Annotated in this window: 9 protein-coding genes; 7 read left to right on the forward strand and 2 right to left on the reverse strand. The window is 60.1% G+C overall.

All coding sequences use genetic code 11. The features are described from left to right. Positions 1–8 precede the first annotated feature (8 nt). On the reverse strand, positions 9–1,262 hold the full coding sequence (locus tag KAY22_RS22925) for a hypothetical protein (protein WP_296625487.1): 1,254 nt from the start codon (positions 1,260–1,262) through the stop codon (positions 9–11). 22 nt (positions 1,263–1,284) lie between these two features. After that, a complete protein-coding gene (locus KAY22_RS22930) occupies positions 1,285–1,821 on the reverse strand; it encodes a GcrA family cell cycle regulator (protein WP_296625488.1) in 537 nt (178 codons plus the stop codon). Between the two features lie 393 nt (positions 1,822–2,214). On the opposite strand from KAY22_RS22930, the gene KAY22_RS22935 reads away from it, so the two are divergent. The 7 genes from KAY22_RS22935 to KAY22_RS22965 all read left to right on the forward strand — a co-directional run. After that, complete coding sequence (locus KAY22_RS22935) at positions 2,215–3,297, forward strand: hypothetical protein (protein ID WP_296625489.1); 1,083 nt, start codon at positions 2,215–2,217, stop codon at positions 3,295–3,297. Next, a complete protein-coding gene (locus KAY22_RS22940; RefSeq protein ID WP_296625490.1) occupies positions 3,297–3,545 on the forward strand; it encodes a hypothetical protein in 249 nt (82 codons plus the stop codon). Before KAY22_RS22935 ends, KAY22_RS22940 begins: the two co-directional genes overlap by 1 nt. Further along, entirely contained in the window at positions 3,542–3,763 is a 222-nt protein-coding gene (locus tag KAY22_RS22945; protein WP_296625491.1) for a hypothetical protein, read from the forward strand. Before KAY22_RS22940 ends, KAY22_RS22945 begins: the two co-directional genes overlap by 4 nt. Beyond that, positions 3,760–4,092 (forward strand): hypothetical protein, encoded by a 333-nt coding sequence (locus KAY22_RS22950; RefSeq protein ID WP_296625492.1) that lies wholly within the window; start codon positions 3,760–3,762, stop codon positions 4,090–4,092. The genes KAY22_RS22945 and KAY22_RS22950 overlap by 4 nt, the downstream gene beginning before the upstream one ends. Next, a complete protein-coding gene (locus KAY22_RS22955) occupies positions 4,089–4,319 on the forward strand; it encodes a hypothetical protein (protein WP_296625493.1) in 231 nt (76 codons plus the stop codon). The genes KAY22_RS22950 and KAY22_RS22955 overlap by 4 nt, the downstream gene beginning before the upstream one ends. Further along, complete coding sequence (locus KAY22_RS22960) at positions 4,316–5,458, forward strand: hypothetical protein (protein ID WP_296625494.1); 1,143 nt, start codon at positions 4,316–4,318, stop codon at positions 5,456–5,458. The genes KAY22_RS22955 and KAY22_RS22960 overlap by 4 nt, the downstream gene beginning before the upstream one ends. Beyond that, positions 5,458–6,020, forward strand: a 563-nt coding sequence (locus KAY22_RS22965) for a hypothetical protein (protein WP_296625495.1), incomplete at its 3' end; no start/stop codon positions are given. The genes KAY22_RS22960 and KAY22_RS22965, both read left to right, overlap by 1 nt.

The raw sequence follows: 6,020 nt of genomic DNA on the forward strand, positions 1-6,020 counted from the left end.
GCGACAGGTTATGCGGCCATCAGCAACTCGGGCTCCCCACCCTCCTGGTCGAGAACGATTGCCCGGCCGAGATAGAACCACGCCTTGTTAGACGAGGTATCTTTCTCAAGGTTGAGATCATCGGCCAGGACGCCCGACTCGAGGCCGAACTTCCGCTGCGTGACTGGGATCATCTTGCGATCCTCGCACCACGTCTGATAGGCGCGGTACATCGCAGAGGCACCGATCCGAGCCGCGCGGGCCCGTCGCGTGCCTTGCTCCCAGAATGCCTTGATGCTTTCCATCTGGCTCATGTGCTCTTCAACGTCGCTGAAAAGCTCGCTCTGGGCGAGGGTTTCAGCGGGCTCTTCGACAATCGAAGCCCGTGCGGGGTGTGAGAACTGAGCTGGGTGAATGATCTCGGCGGATTTCGCCGGAGCATCAACCCCGACGACGGTTTCAATATCGGGTTCCTCTTTGCGTCCCTTCGGTTCCGATTCAGCAGTAGGAACCGGCGCTTTGGGCCACATGCCGACAGCGAAACCCATGCACACCATTTCAGCAATGATGAGCCCGATTCCAAAGGCGGCCGTCGTCCAGAGCTGGATGCTCGCAATCGACCAGTCAGGGACGAGCTTGTGGATCGCCTCCGCCTGCGGGTCGCTGGCAGCCTTGATCGTCGGCGCTTCGATGACGACGGTCTTGAACTCCGGTGCTGGCCCGAATGTCGCCTGCCCCAGGGCGTCATAGGACAGTTGGCGCGTCGTCGAGCGGCGCGAGTTCGAGGCCTGCTTTTGCAGGAATTTGATATTGTCGTCCTGGAGCTTGCGCTGGCGGGCGATCATTTCGTTTTCAAGTTTCAACTGCCGTGCCTTAGCTTCCACAAAGGCATCCTGTTGCGCAACGGCGTTGGCTTGCGCCTGCTCATACGGCACGATGCGCTCGCGCGAGCCGAAGCCCAACACGCTCGACATACCGATCGATGCGAAGCTCACCAAAACCAGGGCCGCGAAGCCGCCCATAGCCCAGCCGGAGAGCGTCCCGCGCCGCCACTGATAGGCCACGACGCCCGCGAAGAGGAATGAAACGGAGCGAAACACGATCGAGCCGCCCGCATATTCGAGCTTGGCAAGATCGGAACGCGCCACATTCCACCAATAATCGACGTCGATCGCCGTTGCGATCAGGAACGCCGCGAGGCCGACGACGAAAAGAGCCGAGCATAGGACGCGGGCCCCGAGCGTCTGTCGCCAGAACGGCCGCTCCTTTGTTTCTGTACGCATGATCATTCTCCTGCGTGGGGGGTTAAGTAGGTTCAAGCTGTTTGCTTCGGGTCGCTCGGGCTTCGACCTTGGCATCATCGACTGTCCGGAACGCGCGCTTGGTGCATTCTGGACAGTAGGGTTTCAGCGGCACGGCTTTCTTGCCGCAGAAATGAAAATTCGAATCGCGCGGATCGCCGATCGGCCACCGGCAGACGTCGGGCTTGAGAGCATTGTTGGCGTAAAGCTTACCGTCGCGCTCAATGAGAATTGTCGCGGGGGCGGTCGGCCCTTCCGGAGTTCGAGCTTCGATCATTGGGACCGGCCGCACAAATGGCGGTGGAGCGGGAGGCGGGGGCTTGCGAATCAGCGGCATGGGGGGCCTATGTGACTTCTCTCTTCGTGGAATGGGCTCGATTTCTTCGCGGTGACGATCGAGCTTTCCGATCACCGCATTGCGCGTCAGGCCATTACCTAGAATCGCAGCAATTTCGCGCGTTGACCGACGAGCGCGGCGCAAATGAATGGCGCGCTCCAAAAGCGTCAAGCCGGTTTCGTCTCGAATATTCCAATCGACCAAAGCTGCCCCCAGCACGTCTCATAGCGCCGCTGCCAGCGGCGAAACACACACCTCTAAATTTTCTGAAAAACCAACGCTGTGGCCGACATACAAATCGACTCTTCGCATCCTTGCCTGTCAGCACGAAGATTCGCAACCCCCTCCAGCGTGTTGCCATAGCAACGACACACTCCACAAAAATTGTAGCGATACGGATTATACGTATTGACACAAGTTGGCGGCGCGATCAGATTGTCGATCGAGAGCCGGGTTCGTAGCGGGGCGCGGCTTTCACCCTAAGCCGGGCTCGTGTGTGAGTGCGAGCCCGGCGAACTATCCCTAGAGAACCCCTCCCGACTTGGGGCGGTGCGCTGCCAAGGCACCGCCCCTCTTTCACAACAGGAGCTGCAATCCATGGCCGATGGCGTTCAATCCTCCAACCCCTACACATATTGGGAAACCGCGTGCGTTGCGGTTCGAAAAGGATTGCCGCTGCCGATCATGACCGATGGTAAGCCGGAATTCGGTTTCTATTGGATTTGCAAGGTGAAGGACGGCCCGAAGCTTCCGGTCGCGATCTTCGCGGACGAAGACGAAACGATCATCACCATTGATGGAATGCCTATCCTGGCCGCCGAGCACAATAAGACGTGGTTGATTTGCGCCCGCCATCCCGTCGATTACGAGACATTCCTGGCACGGCAGGAAACCGGCCAATGGCCGGGCCTTATTCAAGAAGCGGCCAGCCTGGAGTCTGGATCGAACTCCGGCCCGGCGCTTGATGAAACACCCTACGACATTCTCGTTCGCGAGCTTGAATCCGCCAGAACATGGATCAAGGAAACAGCCATCGACTCGGATGTGAAGGCGGATGAATGCGCCAACAAGGCGCGCGAGTTGCAACGCCTCAAAAGCCTCGTCAAGGAAATGCACGAGATCGAGAAGGCTCCCCACCTCGCGAGAAGCCGCGAGGTCGATGACAAGTACCTGCCGTTGATCCGGGACGAAAGCAAAACGCAGGACGCAGGCCGCGCCACGCAGGCGATCAAGTACCTATTCGCCAGGGTCAATGATTGGATCGAGAAAAAGAAAGCCGCCGCCGCTGAGCAAGAGCGGCTGAAAAAAGAGGCCGAAGACAACGCCATCGCGGCCGCTGCGGCCGAACGCCAAAAGCAAATTGAGGCGCAGGGCCCGGACACCCCCCTGCCGCCCCAGCCTGCGAGCCCGCCGCCGCCACCAACGCCCGCCCCGGCGTCGGAAAAGTTGTCGTTCGGCGGGCTCGCAGGTAATCGCGCCCGGCAACGCATCACGCAAAAAGCAGCCTTCGAAGGGAAGACGCCCGAGGAAATCTCGGCCAGCCGCGATAAATGCTACCAGCATTTCCGCGATCATCCCGACGTGGTCGAGGTTCTTCTGAAGCTGTCCCAGGCGATCATCAAAGCAAAGATGCCGCCCCCTCCGGGGGTTGTGATGGTTGAGGAAACAAAGGTGCAGTGATGCGAGAAGCCAAACTCGACCTTGATGCCGCCCCGGGCGAATCCGTCACGGATTTCGCGGCGCGAATGGTGTTTCTCGCCTGGGCATGCTGCGCCGAAGTCACCGGCCGCCACAATGACCACGCTCTGATCGCGCGCCGCGGCATGACCCGCAATCAAGTGCTTGAACCGTGGAACCGCGCTGTGTTCGATAGCTATTTCGGAGACGGAGAATGGGATCGCCGCCGCAGTATGGGGATCATCCAGTGACCATCGAAGCGGAGAAAAGAAGGCATCGCGCAATCGGAAGTGCGGACAACGTCTCCATGGCGCTCGACCGCATCTACCAACTGCGGAAGTACATGCGCGACGTCATTGACCGGCACAACCCCGCCCTGGTGGATAATCCTCGCGACAGCGCAGCATTCTGGATGCGACTCGATGAGCTTGCGCTTACCGACGAGGTCAAAAAGGAGATCGGCCGATGATCCCGCACTCGGAATGGAAATGGTACGGCTATGCCGGGCATCTTTGCGTCGGCTCGCGCTGCGCCTATCACCTCTCGACGCGCATCGGCAAGTATCTCGTCTCGACCGTCGGGCATTATCTGCCGAACCCAAAAACCGGAGTGATGGAGACGATCGGCTCCGGAGAAGCCTACTTCGAGACGCAAGTCTTCAACTGCGGTGGCGAAGAAGAAACCGGCGATCCGATCATCCTCAGCTACGACACGGTTGATGGCAAGCGCTACGCCAAATCGATCGATGCCGAGCGCGGCCATTACGAATTCTGCCAGAAGTACGCGGAGGCGCAATGAGCCGCACTTACGACGATTATGACGCCTACGGCGAGCCGCGCTCGGTTTTGAAACCGGCACCCGTGCCGCCCTGCCCCTTAACACCAACCGGCGAACCGATTGAAGCCCGCTTCGAGCGCGAAGCCAGTGCCTGCATCGACGCCGAAAGCGTCTACGAAGACCTCCGCCATCAGGGTTTCGGCCACACCGAGGCTCGGGCCATTGTCGCAGAAAGGTTTAAGGTATGACCGACTCACATGAACCGCAGGGCTCGCCGCCGCCCGATGAGAAACCGAAAGTCAATGGCAATGGCAACGGCAACGCGCTCGTAGTCCAGGAAGAAAAAAAAGCGCCCGCTCCGGTGCGTGAAATCCGTGTCGTCTCCGATCCGATTCAAATCCTCGACACTGCCCGCTTCGAGCACATGCAGCGCATTGCCAATGTCATGGCAATCGGCCGCTTAGTGCCGGACTCGATTATGAAGATCAAGGACAAGGGCGAAGATGTCTGGCTGCCGTTCGACGCCATCCAGGCCCGCTGCTTTATGATCGTCAATCAGGCTGTGCGGTGGGGGATGGACCCGTTTGCCGTGGCGCAGACCGCATCCTTCGTCCACGGCCGGTTGATGTGGGAAGGCAAGCTGATCCACGCCATCATCGAGGCCAAGCTCGGCATTCGGCTCAAGTACACATTCGCCAACGATACCCCAAACCGTGCCGCTGATGACCGTCGGCTTGGGGTCGTCGTCTCCGGAAAATTCGACGATGAAGATGAGCCGCGCACCATCGAAGGTACGGTTGCGCGCTGGCATCGCGGCGATAAATCTGCATGGGGGAACCCGGCCGATTGGCCGCGCCAGCTCCGTTACATGGGGGCTCGGGAATGGGCTCGCGCGCACGCGCCAGGGATCATCCTGGGTGTCATTACGACCGACGAAGTTGACCCCGATCATCCAATCGGGCAGAGCAACGGACAGGGAGCGGTGCCGCGGAGGCTGGCCACGCCGCCGCCCCCCACCCCCACCCAGGCCGCGATCACGCACAAGCCCGCTGAGACAATGGATGTTGTCGAGCGGGCCGCCGCTGACTTGCAAGCCAAGGCCTATACTGAGGCTCCAGCCGAGGCCGTGGCTGGTAAACCCAAGACGGCCCCACCACCGCCCGGCGCGCGCCGGAAGGAAGCAGAAGAGCCAGAAAACGATATCGGCTTTCCGCGTGACATGGATTCCCCCACAAAATGCTCGCTCCTGGTCGACGTCAAGCGTTGCGCCTCCGTCGAGGCCGTTCAGAAGCTTCGAGGCGACTCCAGATTGGCCGCGCTTTCCGAAAAGGATCGCGACGAGGTGGTTGATGCCATTGAGGCACGCAAGGAGGAACTGAGTTTCTGATGGCCCACGAACTTTACGTGCAACCCAACCGCTGCTTGCAATGTGGGGTCGACCGGCTGATCCCGGCGCGCGTCGCCGACGCCGTAGAACTCGAAAAACTCGCACTCAAAAAGTCCGATGCCCTCCGGCCTTACCGCTGTCGCCTAACGCATCCGCGCAATGGCTTGGTGCATCGGACCTATTTTGCCGCCATCGCCGCAGCGGCGAAGCGCTGGCCGGAAGGTATGGAGCCGCAGCCGGAGGGCAATGCCGACCTCTTGCGCGCGTGGCTTCAGTGCAAAGCCGGGCGTTTCACACGTCGGACGGCTCCCGTCGCCGCCAAGGATACCGTGATCTGGCTGCTGGGGGAAATCCGTGACGCCGATAAGTATGCATTCGTCAAAGAGGTTCTGGTCGATGGCGAGCCGCACCTGGGCATCTTCGTCCCAGATTCCGTCGCCTACGATGAAATGGACGATACCGAATTCGAGCCGTTGAAAACCGCCGTGTTCACGCGAATCGAAGAAGTCTTTGGTATGGACGTCAAGACGCTCATCGAATTGGATGCCACGGCGGAAGCCTA

This window comes from Rhizorhabdus sp. (assembly GCF_018006725.1).
Lineage (GTDB): Bacteria > Pseudomonadota > Alphaproteobacteria > Sphingomonadales > Sphingomonadaceae > Rhizorhabdus.